12 protein-coding genes are annotated in these 17536 nt (G+C 62.8%); 4 read left to right on the forward strand and 8 right to left on the reverse strand.

Annotated features, from left to right (window positions below; all coding sequences use genetic code 11):
• Window positions 1-132: 132 nt before the first annotated feature.
• The 4 genes from uvrC to MMB49_RS05165 form a co-directional block, all read right to left on the reverse strand.
• A complete protein-coding gene (gene uvrC / locus MMB49_RS05150; RefSeq protein ID WP_047272238.1) occupies window positions 133-2475 on the reverse strand; it encodes an excinuclease ABC subunit UvrC in 2343 nt (780 codons plus the stop codon).
• On the reverse strand, window positions 2472-5405 hold the full coding sequence (uvrA, locus tag MMB49_RS05155; RefSeq protein WP_165442597.1) for an excinuclease ABC subunit UvrA: 2934 nt from the start codon (window positions 5403-5405) through the stop codon (window positions 2472-2474). The genes uvrC and uvrA overlap by 4 nt, the downstream gene beginning before the upstream one ends.
• Before the next feature lie 303 nt (window positions 5406-5708).
• Window positions 5709-6350, reverse strand: a complete 642-nt coding sequence (locus tag MMB49_RS05160; RefSeq protein WP_013389956.1) for a hypothetical protein — start codon at window positions 6348-6350, stop codon at window positions 5709-5711.
• A 53-nt stretch (window positions 6351-6403) separates the two neighbouring features.
• Window positions 6404-6631: an ABC transporter permease gene (locus MMB49_RS05165; RefSeq protein ID WP_226800939.1), complete on the reverse strand. Its 228-nt coding sequence runs from the start codon at window positions 6629-6631 to the stop codon at window positions 6404-6406.
• A 617-nt stretch (window positions 6632-7248) separates the two neighbouring features.
• Here MMB49_RS05165 and MMB49_RS05170 point away from each other — a divergent pair.
• Window positions 7249-7914: a response regulator transcription factor gene (locus MMB49_RS05170; protein ID WP_003813292.1), complete on the forward strand. Its 666-nt coding sequence runs from the start codon at window positions 7249-7251 to the stop codon at window positions 7912-7914.
• Window positions 7911-9350, forward strand: a complete 1440-nt coding sequence (locus MMB49_RS05175; protein WP_047272244.1) for a sensor histidine kinase — start codon at window positions 7911-7913, stop codon at window positions 9348-9350. The genes MMB49_RS05170 and MMB49_RS05175 overlap by 4 nt, the downstream gene beginning before the upstream one ends.
• A gap of 28 nt (window positions 9351-9378) precedes the next feature.
• Here the strand turns inward: MMB49_RS05175 and MMB49_RS05180 are convergent, their stop codons facing one another.
• On the reverse strand, window positions 9379-10128 hold the full coding sequence (locus MMB49_RS05180) for a M15 family metallopeptidase (RefSeq protein ID WP_047272246.1): 750 nt from the start codon (window positions 10126-10128) through the stop codon (window positions 9379-9381).
• Window positions 10129-10359: 231 nt separating this feature from the next.
• Between MMB49_RS05180 and MMB49_RS05185 the strand changes: the two genes are divergently transcribed.
• Entirely contained in the window at window positions 10360-11961 is a 1602-nt protein-coding gene (locus MMB49_RS05185; protein WP_003813299.1) for an ABC-F family ATP-binding cassette domain-containing protein, read from the forward strand.
• A gap of 410 nt (window positions 11962-12371) precedes the next feature.
• Here MMB49_RS05185 and galE read toward each other — a convergent pair whose 3' ends face one another.
• Genes galE through MMB49_RS05200 form a run of 3 tightly spaced genes read right to left on the reverse strand, consistent with a single transcriptional unit; the run spans window position 12372 to window position 16042 of the window.
• On the reverse strand, window positions 12372-13394 hold the full coding sequence (gene galE, locus MMB49_RS05190; RefSeq protein WP_003817513.1) for a UDP-glucose 4-epimerase GalE: 1023 nt from the start codon (window positions 13392-13394) through the stop codon (window positions 12372-12374).
• A 45-nt stretch (window positions 13395-13439) separates the two neighbouring features.
• A complete protein-coding gene (locus MMB49_RS05195; RefSeq protein WP_047272249.1) occupies window positions 13440-14954 on the reverse strand; it encodes a UDP-glucose--hexose-1-phosphate uridylyltransferase in 1515 nt (504 codons plus the stop codon).
• Entirely contained in the window at window positions 14954-16042 is a 1089-nt protein-coding gene (locus MMB49_RS05200; RefSeq protein ID WP_003813305.1) for a phosphotransferase enzyme family protein, read from the reverse strand. The genes MMB49_RS05195 and MMB49_RS05200 overlap by 1 nt, the downstream gene beginning before the upstream one ends.
• Window positions 16043-16331: 289 nt before the next feature.
• Between MMB49_RS05200 and MMB49_RS05205 the strand changes: the two genes are divergently transcribed.
• Window positions 16332-17486 (forward strand): ROK family protein, encoded by a 1155-nt coding sequence (locus MMB49_RS05205; RefSeq protein ID WP_047272251.1) that lies wholly within the window; start codon window positions 16332-16334, stop codon window positions 17484-17486.
• Window positions 17487-17536 lie beyond the last annotated feature (50 nt).

Genomic DNA, 17536 nt, shown 5'->3' on the forward strand with positions numbered 1-17536 from the left:
ACAAAATCGTCATAGACCAATGAATTCCGCTGGCGGGATATGGACTTCGCGCCCCAGCGGGGACGGAGTCCATGGCGCCCCGCTGACGGGGCGGGGTCCATAGACCGCCAGCGGGGCGAACGAGGTGTGCGGTTATTCGGCGTGAAGGGCGGTGTGGATGGCTTCGGCTTTGGCATGGCCTATGCCCTTGACCGCTTCGAGTTCCTCGACGCTGGCGTCACGCATCGCACGCACTGAACCGAAGTGGCTCAGCAGGCGCTTCTGGTAGGTCTCCCCCACGCCGGGAATGCCATCCAGCGCGGAGCGCAACGCGCCTTTGCGTCGCGTCTGACGATGGTAGGTGATGGCGAAGCGGTGCGACTCGTCACGCACCCGCTGCAGCAGGTACATGCCTTCGGACTGGCGTTTGAGGATGATCGGGTATTCGTCGTCCGGCACCCAGACCTCTTCGAGTCGCTTCGCCAGACCGCAGACGGCCACATCGTTCACGCCGCAATCGGCCAGAGCCTTCGCCGCGGCCATGACCTGCGGATGGCCGCCGTCGACGACGACCAGATTCGGGATGTAGGCGAAATGATGCCGGTTCGTGTTCTGCTGGACGACTCCCGCGTCCCGTATGCCGTCAGGAGACGATGCCGTCGTCGTGGATGCGGATGTATCGGACGATTCGGCACGACGTTCGTTGTCCATGCTGTCGCCGGAGTCGCCGGCGATGTTGCCGTGTCTGAACCGTCGCGTCAGCGTCTCGTAAAGGGCGCTCAGATCGTCGAGCGCACCCTTGCCGTCATCACCGCGAATGGCGAATCTGCGGTATTCGGATTTCTTGGCGATGGCGTCCTCGAACACGACCATCGAGGCGACCTGGAACGCCCCGCCCACGGTGTTCGAAATGTCGTAGCATTCTATGCGCAGCGGTGCCTGAGCGAGCCCGAGTGCCTTCGCGACGTCGTTCATGGCCGCGGTGCGCGTGCCCATGTCGCTGATGCGGCTCATCTTGCTGCGTTGCAGCGCCTGCCCGGCGTTCTCGTTCGCCCGGTCCATCAGCGCCTTCTTCTCGCCGCGGCTTGCCACGCGGATGGTGACCACGGCGCCACGCAGCCCGCTCAACCATGATTCGAGTTCTGCACGGCGTGCCGGCTCGACCGGCACGATGACCTCGCGCGGCACTGGGGCGATTGGCGCCAGCAGGTCCGCGCGACCGGTCTGTTCCTGCCGTTCGCGTCTCGTGCGTGTCGCCTGCGCGCGCTCGACGCTGCTCTTGGCCGTCACCGTCTGCGTGCTGCCGATGGCGTCGCGTCTCTCCACGATGGAGGCTCCCCCTTCGGCCGCCGACACGTCCCCGTTCCCGGAGAGCGAGGCCATGGAAGGGGCCGTTCCATCATGAGGATCGACGTTCAATCCGTTGTCGGCGGCCACGTCTGAATACACCTGCATGATCAGGTCGTCGATGAGTTCGCCGTCGGATACGTCCTCGACGCGTTCGACGCTCCAGTTGCGTTCTCCGCGAATCGAGCCGTCACGCACGATGAAGGTGTGCACGGACGCCTCAAGCTCGTCGGATGCCATGCCGAACACGTCGGCGTCCACGTCCTGATCGAACACGACCGCGTTCTGCTGCATGACGGTCTGCAGCATCTGGATTTCGTCGCGCAGCCGCGCGGCCTTCTCGAATTCGAGTTCGGCGCTGGCGTCCTTCATGTCCCGCGTCAGCTGGGCGATGTAGCTCTTGCCGAGCCGACCGGTCATCACGCCGACCAGCTGCTCGCACATGCGCCGGTGCTCCTTGGGCGCGATTCTCCCGATGCATGGCGCCGAGCATTTGCCAATCGACGCGAGCAGGCATGGTCGCCCGGTGAGTTCGGCCTTGTGGAACACGCTGGTCGTGCAGGTACGCACCGGGAATGTGCGCAGCAGTTTGTCCAACGATTGTCTCAGCTCCCACACCTTCGCGTAGGGGCCGAAGTAGCGGGCGTCCCTTCTCTTGCGGCTGCGGGTGACCCATACGCGAGGCACGGCCTCCCCCGACGATATCGCCAGATACGGGTAGGTCTTGTCGTCGCGGAACTGCACGTTGAAACGGGGATCGAACTCCTTGATCCACGTGTATTCGAGAGTGAGCGCCTCCAGTTCGGTGCCGACGACCGTCCATTCGAGGCTACGTGCGGTGAGCACCATCGTCTGCGTGCGCGGATGCAGCAGATACAGCGGCTGGAAGTAGTTGGTCAACCGGTTGCGCAGGCTTTTCGCCTTGCCGACGTAGATCACGCGTCCTTCGCCGTCCCGCCATTTGTAGACTCCGGGCTGGGCGGGGATATCTCCGGTCTTCGGCCGGAACAGGTCGCGCGTGTCCCCCAGCAGCGGAGCCCCGTTCCTGTTCACTTTGGCGACCGCATCCGAAGCGTCCGCCTCCCCGCGCAGCGAATCGGCCGCTTTTCTCCACACTTCGGGTGAATGCCGCTCGATATCGTTCGTCACAGCATGTCCTTGAGGAACTTGCCCGTCCAGGACGCTTCGCATTGCGCCACCTGTTCGGGTGTGCCCTGCGTGACAATCGTGCCGCCGCCGTCGCCTCCTTCCGGGCCCAAATCGATGATCCAGTCGGCGGACTTGACCACGTCGAGATTGTGCTCGATGACGATCACGGTATTGCCTTTGTCTACCAGTCCCTGCAGCACGAGCAGCAGTTTGCGCACGTCCTCGAAGTGCAGGCCCGTGGTCGGTTCGTCGAGGATATACACTGTCTTGCCGGTGGACCTGCGCTGCAGCTCGGTGGCGAGCTTGACGCGCTGCGACTCTCCGCCGGACAGCGTGGGCGCGGGCTGCCCGAGGCGAATATACCCCAGTCCGACCTGCACGAGCGTGTCGAGGTAGCGGGAGATCGACGGGTACGCCTTGAAGAACGTGGCGGCCTCCTCGATCGGCATATCAAGCACGTCGGCGACGGTCTTGCCGTTGTATTTGACCTCCAGGGTTTCGCGGTTGTACCGCTTGCCGTGGCATTCCTCGCATTCGACGTACACGTCGGGCAGGAAGTTCATCTCGATCTTGAGCGTGCCGTCGCCGTGGCACGCCTCGCAGCGGCCGCCCTTGACGTTGAACGAGAACCGCCCCGGACCGTAACCGCGCACCTGCGCCTCCGGCGTCTTAGCGAACAGCGTGCGGATCTTGTCCCACACGCCGGTGTATGTGGCCGGGTTCGAGCGCGGAGTGCGCCCGATCGGGTTCTGGTCGACGTGGATGACCTTGTCGCACTGGTCAAGGCCCTCGACGCGCGTGTGCTTGCCCGGCACGATGCGCGCGCCGTTGAGCTTGTCGGCGAGCACCGGGTAGAGGATCGTGTTCACCAGGGTCGATTTGCCGGAGCCGGAGACGCCGGTGACCACAGTCATCACGCCAAGGGGGAAATCGACGGTGATGTTCTTCAGATTGTTCTCCCTTGCCCCCACCACGCGAAGGCGCTTCGTGGCATGCGGCTTGCGCCGCACGGCCGGCACCTCGATGCTCCGTCGGCCGGCGATGTAATCGCCGGTGACGGACCGGGGCGCCTCGATGAGGCGCTTCGCCGGACCGGAGTAAATCACCTCGCCGCCGTGCTCGCCGGCACCGGGGCCGATGTCGACCACCCAATCCGCCCTCTCGATGGTTTCCTGATCGTGTTCGACGACAATCAGCGTGTTGCCGAGGTCGCGCAGATGGTGCAGCGTCTCGATGAGACGCGCGTTGTCACGCTGGTGCAGTCCGATCGATGGCTCGTCGAGCACGTACATGACGCCGACCAGTCCGGAGCCGATCTGCGTGGCAAGCCTGATGCGCTGGGCCTCGCCGCCGGACAGCGTCTTGGCCGCGCGCGACAGCGTCAGGTAGTTCAGGCCGACATCGTTGAGGAATCCCAGCCGGGCCCGGATCTCCTTGACCACTTCGCCGGCGATCGTCGCCGCCGCTCCCTCCAGTTTCAGCCCATTGATCCACGCTAGCCCGCGTTCGACGGGCATGTCGCATACATCGGCGATGGATTCGCCGTCTACGGTGACCGCCAACACTTCGGGGCGCAGCCTCCTGCCATTGCACGCCTGGCAGGGAACCTCGCGCATGTACGACTCGTAGTACTGCTTCATCTGGTCCGAGTCGGTCTCGTGATACCGGCGCATCAGCGTGCGCACGACACCCTCGAATCCGGTCGAATACTCGCGCAGCCGCCCCCACCGGTTGCGATATGAGACGTTGACCTTGAAATCATGCCCGTACAGGATCGAATGCCGCACGTCCTCAGGCAAATCACGCCATGGGGTGTCCATGGAGAACCCGAGTTCGTCGGCCAGGCCCTGCAGCACATGCCCGTAGTATTCGGTCGTGGTCTTGCCGCCTCCCCACGGCTCGATCACGCCGTCGGACAGCGACTTGGAATCATCGGCGATGACCAGATCGGGGTCGATCTCCAGCTTGTAGCCGATGCCATCGCACACAGGGCAGGCCCCGTATGGCGCATTGAACGAGAACGTGCGGGGCTCGATCTCGTCCAACTGCAGCTGATGCCCGTTCGGACAGGCCCTGTGCTCCGAGAACGGCTGACGCCGATTCGGGTCCTTCTCGTCCAAGTCCACGAAATCGGCGACGATGACACCTTTGGACAGCCGCAGCGCGGTCTCGATCGAATCAGTAAGCCGCTGTCGGATGCCGTCGCGGATCATCAGACGATCCACCACGACCTCGATGGTGTGCTTTTTCTGCTTGGTGAGCTTGATGTCGTCGGACAGCTGGCGCCCCTCACCGTCGATCAGCGCGCGGGCATAGCCGTCGCCGCGCAGCAGCTCCAGAAGATCGGCGAACTCCCCCTTGCGGCCGCGTACAACGGGCGCGAGAATCTGGAATCTCGTGCGTTCCGGGTTCTTCAGCAGCGTGTCCACCATCTGCTGAGGGGTCTGCGCGCTGACCAGCTCGCCGCATTCGGGGCAATGCGGTACGCCTGTGCGGGCGAACAGCAGTCGCAGATAGTCATAAATCTCGGTGATCGTGCCCACGGTCGAACGCGGATTGCGGTTTGTGGTCTTCTGGTCGATCGACACCGCAGGGCTCAATCCCTCGATGAAATCCACATCCGGCTTGTCCATTTGCCCGAGGAACTGACGCGCATACGCGGACAACGACTCCACATACCGGCGCTGCCCCTCCGCGAACAGCGTATCGAACGCGAGTGATGACTTGCCGGAGCCGGACAGTCCGGTGAACACGACCATCCTGTTGCGCGGCACGGCGAGATCCACGTTCTTCAGATTGTGTTCACGCGCACCCTGGATGGTGATCTTCAGATCGTTCGGGATATGTGAGATGTCCGCCACCAATGAGGAGTCGGTCTTGCGCATCGGCGCCTTGCGGATCTCGCGCGACAGGAATGTGTCGCTGCTCATCACACGTTCGATCACGACGTCCCCGCCGCCCGATTTCGACGTCTTGCGTCCAGTCACAACCCCGCCTTTCCTCGCACATCCCATCATCAACGGTAGATCATGCTCAACAATACCCGACTTCAAGACAAATGTCGAACATCAGTTCGATGGCGTGTCCCATATTCAAACACATGGACTATACACCGTCCGATCCGTGACGCCCCCGAATACGCAAAAGCCGGACGGCCATCAGACCATCCGGCTTTGCACGGCGAAACCGCATCACGGCCGTTCCGCGACCGTCACACGATCATGCACACGCCCTCACACCCGCTGCTGCAGCCAGCCGACGAGCAGAACAATCACCTGAGCAAGCAGGCCGAGCAGCGCGAAGAAGCCAATCCACGCAATCGCGGTGGCGGCACCGTCCGAGTAACCGTAGCCGTAATATCCGGAATTGCCGGAGAACAGGTAGATGAGCCACGCGAGCACCCTCAGGCCGGCGGCCGCGACCATGGCGACGAACGCGGCCATCTTGAACCACTGCGGTCCGTGCTGCACGACGTTGAGACCTATGACCCACACCGCCAGGATTGCGGTGAGCATGAGCCACGGAGTCGAGCCGAAGAGGAACTTGTAGCCGAATCCGCTCATGTTGTTGCCGGCATCGACAAGTCTGAGGAACGACAGGAACGTCTCGATGCCGATGAACACGACCATGAGAATGGCGGAGATCTTGGTGACCGCGCGCACGTTCATCGTGTCGAGGAAGCTCGGCCCCTGCGGCTGGGGAGCGTAGCCGGGCTGCTGGGGATACCCCGGCTGCTGCGGGTACCCCTGCGGATACTGGTATCCGGCGGGCTGCTGCGGAGCCTGAGGAGCCTGAGGAGCACCATAAGGCGCCTGATATGCGGGCTGCTGCGGGGCTTGCGGCTGCTGCGGGCCGGGCTGCTGCGGATATGTCATGGCTAACTTCTTTCTATGTCAGTCCAATATGATGGTTTCAATATACCGCCATTTCATGTCCGGCTGACGAAATACTCCACATATTTGACGGGTATTCGTTGTGCGATGCCACAATATTCGCTGCAAGGCGACGCACGAATCCGGCACGCGCCGTCATCTATTCGCTGCGCAGCGCCCAGTGCCCGTCGCAAGCCGATTTCGTCTCGTCGTTCCATGACCGTGACGATCATCATGTTGGCGATGCTCATGCCACCCACGATCAGCGCTATCACGCCGATCATCAGGCCCAGCGTCGTTAGCGAGTCGTCCTCGGTGTTTCTCGCCTGTGACAGGTCAGCCGACGCGGTGACGTTACACGCCGGAGCCGCCGATGTTCGCCGCGTGGGCGAGGATACGGCGAATCCTTTCGTCGTTGCCTGATTTCGTGCGCACGTAGATCGCACTAATCCGGCGTATCATCTCCTCCTAGTCCAAGTATTGCGAGAACGCCCATTCGTCGCCGACGATGACAGAGCCTTTGCCAGGCTTGTCGCTCCTTCCGGTACGGGCGGGATCCTTGACCAAGGTGAATCCCTTGGCGCGACATTCCCTCACATAGCACAACGCCGCATGTCAGCTCCCCCATCAACCGTTTACCACTCATAAGCGTTTTCTTTCCAGTAAGAGATCCGTTGAACAAGCCGGATGGGCGACCGTGCCCACCTTCATACTCCGATGGCGGAATACGATACCATTCATTGCATGCCGACCATGGTTCCTATACAACTTTCATCGTATCCTCTTAATAACGTTTGAGTGTTCCATGACCAGCCGCCGGATGCTCACTCAGCTCTGAAAACCGCGACAATAATGGAAACGGATTGGCTCTCACGCAACCTACGTATCCGAGGAGGTTCCCATGCGCATACTGATCGTCGAAGATGACCGTGACCTCGCCGCCGCGCTGGACGACGCGCTGCGGTTCGAGGGGTATGCGACCCGCGTCGCATACAACGGGCTGGAAGCGGTGCGCATGCTCGCCGAGCAATCCATCGACATCGTGCTGCTCGACCGCGACCTGCCGATCATGTCCGGCGACGCGGTGATGGAGACGATCGCCTCGAACGACATCCCCGTGTCCGTGCTGATGCTCACCGCGGCAGCGCAGGTCAGGGACCGCATCAACGGTCTCGAACTCGGCGCCGACGACTACCTGATCAAGCCGTTCGCCTATCCCGAGCTACTCGCGCGCATACGGGCGCTGCAACGCCGTGCCGGTAAGGGCGACTTCTCCGGCACCGAATTCTCACACAACGGCATCGTCCTCGACACGGTCCGTCACACCGTGACCCGTGACGGCAAGCCCGTCAACCTGTCGCCGAAGGAATACGGCGTGCTGCTGGAGATCATGAAGGCGGACGGCAGCTACGTCAACGCCGAGGAACTGTTCGACACCGTGTGGGCGGGCGCATCAGCCACCGACCTCACGGACGCCATCAAAACCACCGTATACTCGCTGCGACGCAAACTCGGCGAGGGCAACGGCATCACCTCCACCAGAGGAAAGGGGTACCGTCTGTCATGACCGCATCACACGCAGCAGACGCCGCAACAGACTCAGACGCAACCTCGGAGGCGGCCCCGGTCACCGACACGGCCGCGGCCATTGCCGCCGCCAAAGACACCGCCGGCGGCAATGGCCATACACGCCGTCGCCGCCGATTCCCCTGGCCGTCGACGTTCCGAGGCCGGCTCATCGCCACCATATCCATCGCCGCCCTGGCGATGCTGGCCACCGTCATCATCACGCAGAACATCATCGTCTCACAGGCGGCACGGCAGCAGAAGAACAACATCGTCATGTGCACCGACAAGGACACCGGCGAACTGATCACGGTGTACTTCGACAAGAACCAGACCAGCTACGACCTCGATCTGGAGGATGCGCCGGACGCCGTCGGCAGCTCCGCCACCGCCGTCTGCTCCCCGATGCTCTCGGTACAGGAGGATACCGTCGAGACCTCCGACCCGGAGTCCACCGTCACCAAGATCGAGGTGACGCATATCGGCAAGACGGCGAGCGCCCTGACCGACTCCTTCATCACGATGATGCAGTTCATCTCCATCGGCACGTTCATCATTTTCGCCGTGCTCTCGCTCATCGTGTCCTGGCTCGTCGGCTCTCGCCTGTCCAAACGCGTGGCCAAGATCAGCAAGCAGGTGGAGGCGTTGAAGCCCGGCGATCTCGACGCTCGCATCGCCCCCGACGGCAGCGATGACGAGATCGGCAAGCTCATCGAATCCATCAACGGCATGCTCGGCCGACTGCAAAACGCCACGGAAGCGGAGCGTCGGTTCGTGTCGAACGCCTCCCACGAGCTGCGAACACCCATCGCCGCTGTCGCGACCAATCTGGACGCCCCACTGTCCCAAGGCCGTTTCCCGGCCGACGTGGAGCCCGCCATCAGGCGGGCGCTCGCCGCGAACCGTCGCGGCAGCGACCTCGTGCAGGCACTGCTCACGCTCTCGCGCATCCAGAGCGGCGTCATCGATGCCGAGGACGTCACCGCCCTGCAGCTCGCCGATTTCATCGACGACGAGCTGGCCGAGGTGGAGGAGCAGGCCGATAAGCGCAACATCCTCGTCACCACGCGCGATGTCGCAAGCGACGTGCAGGTCCAGGCCAGCAAATCGCTGATGGACTTGGCCATCGGCAACCTGCTGCGTAACGCCATCATGCACAACATCAGCTCGGGCACACTCGACATCGCCGCGAGGCAGGAGCACTGCGCCATCATCGTGACCATCACCAACAGCACCGACGAAACGCTGCCGGACGATCTGATGAATCTGAAGCAGCCGTTCCACCGCGGCGAACACTCACGCATCAGCGCCGAGCCCGGCGTCGGCCTAGGCCTGTCGATCGCCGACGCCGCATGCGAGGCCATGGGCGCGACGCTGGAATTGGACAGGCCGGACGAGCAATCGTTCCGCGCCACCATCACCATCGCGTCGGCATAGATTGATACTGCGGCAACGGCCCGTCCAGCTACTTCGCGTACTCCTCAAGCGTCTGGCCGGACTCATGCATCGCCTTCGCCGCCTCGGCTCCCACATACCGGTAATGCCATGATTCATACGCGTTGCCGGTCACGTCGGTCTTCCCTCGCGGATAGCGCAGGATGAATCCGTACCGCCACGCGTTGTCTGCAAGCCACTGGTGCTCGTTGACGCTGTCCTTGGTGCCGGTGGCCCCGCTCGCGTTGATGTCCACCGCCAGGCCCAGCTCGTGCTCGCTGGTCCCCGGCTCGGCCACCCATTGCGACGCCTGTCTTCTCGCCTCCTCCTTCGACGCGCCCTCGTTCTGATACAGGAATATCTTCTCGTCCAGCAGCTGCCGCTGCACGGCCTCCGTACGGTACGCCGACGTGACCTCCGGGTGAAGCCCCGCGGCACGCATGTCATCGAACATGCGCTGCAGATCGGGATAGATGCGCGAATCCACGCTCTCGCCGTTGCTGAGCCTGGTCAGTTTCGGTGCCGGATAGTCGTCGGGAATCCTGTTCCACCGGTTGACGACAATCAGACTCCAGCTCGACGGAGAGTATTTCGCCTGCGCGGCGCCGGGCGCAAACGGTCCCCGGCCCGCGAAACGCCCCAGGCAGAACAGCAGCGCCAGTATGGCGGCGAGCAGGACGCCCAGCACGACTGACACGCGCAGCAGCGTCCTGCGGTTCCTTCTGTTCCGGCACTCGGCGAACGTCCGAACGCGCCCGTCTCCCGTCATCATCCGTTCCATGCCTGTCGCTCCTTCACTGGTCTGCCGTCATCGCAACATCACCATAAACATTAGGATTCGTAAGGTTTCCCGGCCATCGACCACGGGGACGAAACGGCTTATGATCCGCGGGGATGACAACCCCGAGACACCCCTGAGTCAGTACCCTGACCGCCAGTCGGCACGTGTTCGCTATGATGGACGGTTGGACTTCAACGAATACGGACAACAACAGAAAGACGAGCGGGACACATGGCTATTGAGGCGCAGGGACTTGAGATTCAGATCGGCGCGCGCACCTTGCTCCATCCCACCGATTTCCACGTCGCCAAAGGCGACAAGATCGGTCTGGTCGGTCGCAACGGTGCCGGCAAAACCACACTCACCCGCGTCATCACCGGCGACATGCTCCCCACCAGCGGCAAGGTGCGCGTATCCGGCAAGCTCGGCTACCTCCCCCAGGACACGCATGCCGCCGACCAGGAGCAGACCGCGCTCGACCGCATGATGAGCGCACGCGACATCGCCTCCATCATCAGCCGCATCCGCAAAGCCGAAAAAGACATGACCAACCCGGACCCGGACATCATGACCAAAGCCATGAACCGGTACGACAAAGCCATGCAGGACTTCGACAAGGCCGGCGGCTATGCCGCACAATCCGAGGCCATCGCCATGGCCGACAGCCTCGGCCTCCCCCAGGACGTCATGCAGCGTCCCCTCGGCACCCTCTCCGGTGGCCAACGCCGCCGCATCGAACTCGCCCGCATCCTTTTCTCCGATGCCGACACCCTCATTCTCGACGAGCCCACCAACCACTTGGACGCCGACTCCATCGAATGGCTGCGCGGATTCCTCAAGAAATACGAAGGCGGATTCCTCGTCATCTCCCACTCCACCGAGCTGCTCGACGAAGTCGTCAACAAGGTCTGGCATCTCGACGCGCAGACCGGCCAGATCGACATGTACTCCCTCGGCTGGAAAGCCTACCTCCACCAGCGCGTCGTCGACGAGGAGCGTCGTCGCCGCGAACGCGAGGTCGCCGAGAAAAAAGCCGACCGGCTCATGAAGCAGGGCATCCGCCTGCACGCCAAAGCCACCAAGGCCGTCGCCGCCCAGAACATGATGCGCCGCGCCGAACGGCTCCTGTCCGAGACCTCCGATGCCCAGAAGCAGGACAAGGTCGCCGACATCCGCTTCCCCGAACCGGCACCCTGCGGCCGCACCCCCATCATGGCCAAGGACATCTCCAAGGCATACGGCTCCAACATCGTCTTCGCCGGCGTCAACCTCGCCGTCGACAAAGGCTCCCGCGTCGTCATCCTCGGCTACAACGGCGCCGGAAAAACCACCACCCTGCGCCTGCTCGCCCACATCGAAGACCCCGACACCGGCGTCGTCGAATACGGCCACGGCTGCAAGATCGGCTACTTCGCCCAGGAGCACGACACCCTCGATCTCAACGCCACCGTGCTTGAGAACCTCACCCACGTCGCCCCTGAGCTCAACGACACTCAGGCTCGTTCCATCCTCGGCTCCTTCCTCTTCTCCGGCGACGACGCCTTCAAACCCGCCCGGGTCCTCTCCGGCGGCGAAAAGACCCGTCTCGCCCTCGCCACGCTCGTCACCTCCCGCGCCAACGTCCTCCTCCTCGACGAGCCCACCAACAACCTCGACCCCGCCTCCCGCGACGAAATCCTCAAGGCCATCGCCAAATACGAAGGCGCCATCGTCCTCGTCACCCACGACGAGGGCGCAGTCCAGGCCCTGAACCCCGAACGCGTCCTGCTGATGCCCGACGGGGACGAGGATCTGTGGAACGATTCATATCTCGACCTCGTTGCCGAGGAGTGATGGAGTGTCGGCTGCGTTGTTCCTCAGTCGCGGTACCCTCGTACCGCTTCCTTCGGTACGCCTTGCCGACACACGCATCACTTCACGGCAATCCACTGAACGAACACCACACATATCGGGCCTGTCCGCACCCTTTTGCGTGCTTAAGTGCGCGCCGGAACGACGACCGTGCGCACTTAAGCACGCAAACCACCGGTTTTGCGTTCCTATGTTCGCGCACTCGTCGTTCCGACGCGCACTTAAGCACGCAAACGCGACTTGACCCATGACCTTGCCAACGTTCCGGCGAATATCAACGGCAAAAAACGAATGATGCCCGGTGGTTCCTGAATCTCAGGAGCCACCGGGCATCATTCGTAAGACGGCCAGACGATCAAATCACGCCGATCGGCCGATCGCACGGGCCGATGTCACTCGGCGTCGCGGTAACCGCTCGGGTTCTTGGTCTGCCAATTCATCGACGACGCAGCCATGTCGTCGATGCCGAGCTCGGCCTTCCAGCCGAGTTCACGCTCGGCCTTGGAGGAGTCGGCGTAGCAGGCGGCGATGTCGCCGGGGCGACGCGGCTTGATCGCGAACGGAATCGCGTGGCCGGCAGCCTTCTCGTACGCCTTGATGACCTCAAGTACCGAGTATCCGTGACCGGTACCCAGGTTGTAGGTGAACACGCCGGGGCCCTCGACCTTGTCGATGACGGCGACGTGGCCCTTGGCCAGATCGACAACGTGGATGTAGTCGCGCACGCCGGTTCCGTCGGGCGTGTCGTAGTCGTCACCGAACACCTGAACCTCCTTGAGCTCGCCGAGTGCAACCTTGGCGATGTAGGGGGTCAGGTTTGCCGGGATGCCCTTCGGATCCTCGCCGATCAGGCCGGACTCGTGGGCGCCGACCGGGTTGAAGTAGCGCAGGATGACGACGGTCCAGGAGTCGTCGGCGACGTGCACGTCGCGCAGGATCTGCTCCTCGAAGAATTTGGTCGTGCCGTACGGGTTCGTGGTGCCGCCGGTCTGGCTCTCCTCAGTCAGCGGCAGCTCCTTGGGCGTGCCATAGACGGTGGCGGACGACGAGAAGATGACCTTCTTGACGTCGTGGGCGCGCATGGCCTTGAGCAGCACGATGGTGCTGTTGAGGTTGTTGTCGTAGTATTCGATCGGCTTGGCGACCGACTCGCCGACGGACTTGAGCGAGGCGAAATGAATCACCCAGTCGATGTCGTTCTCGGTGAAGATGCGGTCCATCAGCGCCTCATCGCGGACATCGCCCTCGTAGCGCTTGACGGTCTTGCCGGTGATCTCCTCGACGCGATCGAGCGCCTTGGGCGACGAGTTGCTGTAGTTGTCCACGCAGACAACGTCGTACCCCTTGTTCAGCAGCTCGACATCGGTGTGCGTACCGATGTAGCCCGCGCCGCCCGTTACCAGAATGGTAGTCATGTGTTCCTCCTTGAAAAACAACTGTGGATGACTCCAACAGTCATTCTAATGCTGAGTATGGAATCCGAGGCCTTCCATGAAGTCCCGGGTGAGTTCCTTGTGCTTGAACACGGCCGTGTTGCCCAGGATGCGCTCGCATACGCTGCCGAGTTCGTCCTGCACCGCGGCGTGGATGGCGTCGCGGTCGCGTTCGCCGTTCAGTGTCGCGGTGAGTTCGTCCCATTCGAGCGTGAACTCGCCGACCTCTTCCGGCAGCGGATTGCCCTCGGCGAGGGCGTCCTCGATCAGGCCGAGCTGGTTGATGAGACGGCCGGGCAGGATGAACAGCCCCTGCGCCTCGATCAGGCCGATGGGCTCCTGCTTGACCGGCCAGAACTCGGGATGCGCATGGAAGATGCCTTCCGGCAGTTCCTCGCTGACCGAGTTGTTGCGGAAGATCAGGCTCATTTCGTAGCCGCGCTCGGTGATGATCGCGCTGGGCGACACCGCGGAGCGCTTGCCGTCCTCGCCTTCGCAGATGATGTCCAGCTCGGGGTTGGAGTAGTTGATCCAGCCTTCGCGGATCTTGTCGCACACCTCGATGATCGTGTCGCGCGATTTGGCGACCACGCGCACGGCGGTGCCGGGCCAGTCGAGGATCTCGATGGTCGCGTCCGGGTATTCCGGCAGCGTCATCGTCGCCCAGGCGGCCGCCTTGTGCATCGGCAGCAGTTCGCCGCCGCCCTGGTAATGGTCGTGGGCGAGCACGGAGCCGCCGATGCGCGGCAGCGCGGCGTTGCACCCGAGGAAGTATCCGGGGAACCGGTCGACGAAGTCAAGCAGGTGCCCGAACGTGGAGCGGCTCACGTGCATGGGCGTGTGCTCGTCGTTCACGCAGATGCCGTGCTGGTAGAAGTACCCGTACGGGGAGAACTGCCAGAACCACGGTTCGTCGCCGAGCGTGGCGGGGATGGTGCGCAGCGTGCGCTTGTTGCGCCCCGCGAAGCCCTCGTTCTCATGGCAGATCGTGCATGCGGGGTATCCGCCGGCCACCGAGTTGCCCGCGGCGGCCTTCTTCATGTTCTTGAATTCGGGCTTGGCGAGGTTGATGGTGATGACCAGGCCGTGGGAGTCGAAGCGCGGGTTCTTGTCGAGCACGCCCTTCTTGACATAGTTGTTGGCGACGCAGTAGTCGTAGAACCAGCGCATGGCCTCCATGCCGCCATGTTCGCGTTCCACTGCCTCGAACCGGTCCTGCACGGCGGACGGCGTGCCGGAGAGCATGCCCATCACGATGTCCGCGTACACGGGTCCTTCGTCGGCGTCGAACAGCCCCGCCGCGACGGCCGCGGCGCGGAACCGCGTCAGCAGGTCGTCTGGCAGCGTGTCGTCGCTGGTCGCGTCGGTAGGACGGTACGAGTCGAGCGAGAACAGCTCGAAGATGCGGTTGCGCGTCCAGTCGGCGTCGCGCGGGTCGAGTTCAAGCCGCTTGCGCGCGAAGTCGACGAGCGCGTCGATGCTCGCGTAGACGGCATCGAGTCCGCCGCAGGCGCAGTCGTCCTTCTTCTCTTCCGTGGTCATCAGCGGGCGGTCCTTTCCATGACGTCGTCGACGATGGCGCGAATCTCGTCGGCCTTCTGCTCCATCTCCTGCACGAGCTTGATCTGGGTGCGAGCGCGCACGAGGTTGTGCTCGGGGTACTTGGTGGCGAAGTACGTGTCACCGGCGAGGTAGTCGGCGAGGAAGCGCATGCCGCATTCCATCGTCATCATGTTGCCGGCGAACGCGAGCAGCTCGGCCTCCTTGTCGGTGATGCTGTCGCGCACCTTGCCGACGAAGCCCTCCGCGTAGGCGCGGAACAGTTCGGTGCTGAAGTGGACCTTGTCGAGATCCTTCTCGTCCTCAAGCGCGGTGGACGCGCCGAAGCGGATGGAATCGCCGAAGTCGAACAGCATGGAACCCGGCATGATGGTGTCGAGGTCGATGATGGCACGGGCCTTGCCGGTCTTCGCGTCCATCAGGATGTTGTTGAGTTTGGTGTCGTTGTGGGTGACGCGCAGCGGAACGGAGCCGTCGGCCAGCCCGTCCATGATGCGGGAGTACTGGTCTTCGTGGGCGAGGAAGAAGTCGACCTCCGGCTTGCAGGTTTCGGCGCGGCCCATCTTGTCGGCTTCCAGCGCAGCCTTGAAGTCGCGGAAGCGGCTCGGCGTGTCGTGGAAGTGGGCGATGGTCTCGGTCAGCTGGGAGGCGTCGAAGCCGGCCAGGAAGTTCTGGAACTCGCCGAACGCGGCGCCGGACTCGCGGAACACGTCGGCGTTGGGGACGAGGTTGTAGGAGATGGTGCCTTCGATGAACTTGTATATCCTCCAGGCGCCGTCCACCTCCTCGTTTTCGATGTAGCTCGCGCCGTCCTTGGTGGGGACGATGTCGAGCGTCTCCTGGTTCTTGGAGCGCAGGTAGGCGGTGACGAGTTCGATGTTGCGCATCAGGTGCACGGTGTCCGGGAAGATGTCCGTGTTCATCTTCTGCAGGATGTACCGGTGCTGATCCGTGTTGATCAGGAAGGTGACGTTGATGTGGCCGTCACCGTATGCGGTGATGCCCTTGACGTCGCCGTCGATGGCGAACTGATCGACGATGGCCGCCAGTTTCGGATCAATGTCAGTCATGTGGAACCCTCTTTTCCTTGTTGTGCCGCAGGTTGCCGCCGGTCTTCACCGCCACAACGACCCCCTATCTGAAGCTGCTGTGCCACTGCGACGCAGCAGCTGTTGGCGCATACGCACCGTTATTTGTTAATTATAGTTACATAAATGACAAACCGCCATTCTTCGGCGTTTATAGTTCCTGAATCCCCTTTTCTATTGCTATAATATAAAGACTGTGGATTTGAACATGACCACACCGCAGCTCGCATGATCCGAATCATGAGCGCTCTGACAAGAAACGACTGAACCAATGACCTCGTACGCCAACACCATCTCGTTCCCCCTGCACACGCCCGGCAAGACGACGAAGGCAAGTCCCGCCGACGTGCGCCGCAACAACCGTTCCCTGGTGTTCGGGCTGCTGTTCCCGAACGGGCAGCTATCCCGCGCCGACCTCGGGCGGCAGACCGGACTCTCGCGCGTGGCGATATCGGGAGTCGCCAACAGCATGCTCGACGAAGGGCTGATCTGCGAGAGCGGTTTCGACGTCAACGCCTCCGGCAAGGGCAAGCGCGGCACGCTGCTGAGCATCGACACGTCGCGTCTGCACATCATCAGCGTCGACCTGTCCCAGGAGCATCTGGTGCAGGGAGCCGTGACCGACCTGCTGGGCACGCCACAGCAGCGCATGGAAATGGCGCTCGGACCGGATAACGACATCAACGCGGACATGATCGTGCAGCTGGTCGACCAGCTGCGCACCGACATCGACGCCGACACGATCATCGGCATCGGCATAGCGGCGACTGGTGTCGTCGAGGACGGTGTCATTCGCGAATCGACGGTGTTGGGATGGCGGGACCTTGATCTGAGAGGCATGCTGGAACGTCGTTTCGGATTCCCCGTCACCATCAGCAACGACGTCGTCTGCTCCATGCTCGCGGAGCGATTCTTCGGGCATGGCGACAAGAGCATGCTGTTCATCAAGATCGACCGTGGCATCGGTGCCGCGACGCTGATCGACGATGTGACTGTGATCGGGCAGAACCATGCCGGAGGCGAGATCGGGCATATCTCCCTCGACCCGGAGTCGGGGGTGTTGTGCCCGTGCGGCAAGCGCGGGTGCCTGGAGACGATGGTCACATCGCCGGTGATTCGCGAGCGGATTCGCCGCGCGTCGACGCCCGAGGAGCAGCTGGACATCATCCGATCCTGCGGCGAGCAGCTCGCCGCGGCGCTCGCCATGCCAATCGGCCTGCTCGACATCAACGACATATGCGTGTACGGCCCGCCGGACATCGTGAACGCGGCATTCCTGGAGGCGACGCAGCGCCGTGTGGACATGGTGTCGTCGTCGAAGTTCCACAAGCATACCTCCGTGCGACGGTGCCAGGTGGGTTCGGATATCGCGCTGCGCGGATCCGCCATCGACGTGGTTCATCATTACATCGAGAACGGTCACTGAGAGAACCACCGAAAGGTCCTTGCGATATGAATCGAGGGCCGCTCCCCCGT

It is taken from the genome of Bifidobacterium sp. SKU (genome assembly GCF_026016405.1).
GTDB classification, from domain to species: Bacteria; Actinomycetota; Actinomycetes; order Actinomycetales; family Bifidobacteriaceae; genus Bifidobacterium; species Bifidobacterium bifidum.

What these genes read in the sequence shown, in the direction of transcription:
- uvrA (WP_165442597.1), bottom strand. Translation starts at nt 5,405, where the DNA reads ATGAGCAGCGACACATTCCTGTCGCGCGAGATCCGCAAGGCGCCGATG.
- MMB49_RS05160 (WP_013389956.1), bottom strand. Translation starts at nt 6,350, where the DNA reads ATGACATATCCGCAGCAGCCCGGCCCGCAGCAGCCGCAAGCCCCGCAG.
- MMB49_RS05165 (WP_226800939.1), bottom strand. Translation starts at nt 6,631, where the DNA reads ATGATCGGCGTGATAGCGCTGATCGTGGGTGGCATGAGCATCGCCAAC.
- MMB49_RS05170 (WP_003813292.1), top strand. Translation starts at nt 7,249, where the DNA reads ATGCGCATACTGATCGTCGAAGATGACCGTGACCTCGCCGCCGCGCTG.
- MMB49_RS05175 (WP_047272244.1), top strand. Translation starts at nt 7,911, where the DNA reads ATGACCGCATCACACGCAGCAGACGCCGCAACAGACTCAGACGCAACC.
- MMB49_RS05180 (WP_047272246.1), bottom strand. Translation starts at nt 10,128, where the DNA reads ATGGAACGGATGATGACGGGAGACGGGCGCGTTCGGACGTTCGCCGAG.
- MMB49_RS05185 (WP_003813299.1), top strand. Translation starts at nt 10,360, where the DNA reads ATGGCTATTGAGGCGCAGGGACTTGAGATTCAGATCGGCGCGCGCACC.
- galE (WP_003817513.1), bottom strand. Translation starts at nt 13,394, where the DNA reads ATGACTACCATTCTGGTAACGGGCGGCGCGGGCTACATCGGTACGCAC.
- MMB49_RS05195 (WP_047272249.1), bottom strand. Translation starts at nt 14,954, where the DNA reads ATGACCACGGAAGAGAAGAAGGACGACTGCGCCTGCGGCGGACTCGAT.
- MMB49_RS05200 (WP_003813305.1), bottom strand. Translation starts at nt 16,042, where the DNA reads ATGACTGACATTGATCCGAAACTGGCGGCCATCGTCGATCAGTTCGCC.
- MMB49_RS05205 (WP_047272251.1), top strand. Translation starts at nt 16,332, where the DNA reads ATGACCTCGTACGCCAACACCATCTCGTTCCCCCTGCACACGCCCGGC.